The sequence below is a fragment of the Mesorhizobium sp. M2A.F.Ca.ET.067.02.1.1 genome (assembly GCF_004023285.1).
In the GTDB taxonomy this organism is placed as follows: Bacteria; Pseudomonadota; Alphaproteobacteria; order Rhizobiales; family Rhizobiaceae; genus Mesorhizobium.
Genome location: NZ_RZSB01001285.1, coordinates 1 through 803 on the forward strand (window position 1 = coordinate 1; position 803 = coordinate 803).

The window sequence follows — 803 nt, forward strand, 5'->3', positions numbered from 1 at the left end:
GCCTCGGCCCCTTGGCGTCGGTATCCCGTTTTAGCTCTGCCGGAGACGCTGTGTCGTCATCGAAGGTCGCAGCCAGTGCTGTATCTGGAAACTCCCGTGTAACGCCGCTTCCGGCTCTCTTCCATTCTCGTCTCTTGGTCGATAACCGCGATTGCGCCGCACTCAGTTCCATCTGCCATTCGCTGGTTGCCACCGGATCATCGCACCCAAAAACCCTCGCCAGCCAACGGATGTTGGCAGCGCTAATTCCCTTCTCGTTCTCTTGAAACCAAAGCTGCACTGTTCGTAGATCGACTCCAATCCGGTTGGAATCAATTTGTGAAATCGCTTCTGCAAGAAGCTCGGGCGTCCATGGGCCTGCAGGAAATCCATCTTTGCCCAATGGCCGACCCGCACCCGCAGCGGCCAATCGTTTGAATAATTCCTTGAAATCACTCCCGTCTCTCGGCGGCGGGAGAAATAACTTTCCATTCTTAAACAACTACTTGCAGGCTCTGGTTTCGCTTCGTTTCGCTAGTCTTCGTATCCTATCGTGCCTTCGTCCCTGATCAACGTATTTCTCAACTCGACGTAACGGGCGAGGGGCGGGCTGCAAATCACTCGGAGCAGGACAATGGCTGTTGAACTGGCGCGCAGCAACGGAGAGGCGCAGGAGGCGGACACAGTCGTGGATCTGATCGCGGCGCACCGCCGCGCCATTTCAGAGCTGGAGTGTCTCGGGAAACGTTTGATGCACGCCGAAGACGCCGAGGCGGCGCTGATCGGTCCGCGGCTTGACGCAGCAATGAAAAGCGAGACGGTTA

At 56.8% G+C, this 803-nt stretch carries 1 protein-coding gene and 1 pseudogene; one reads left to right on the forward strand and one right to left on the reverse strand.

The features are described 5' to 3' along the window. A pseudogene (locus EOA28_RS39775) lies at window positions 1–481 on the reverse strand (hypothetical protein); the annotation flags it as partial. 132 nt (window positions 482–613) lie between these two features. Between EOA28_RS39775 and EOA28_RS37335 the strand changes: the two are divergent. Further along, on the forward strand, window positions 614–803 hold a 190-nt coding region (locus EOA28_RS37335; RefSeq protein WP_148671189.1), incomplete at its 3' end, for a hypothetical protein.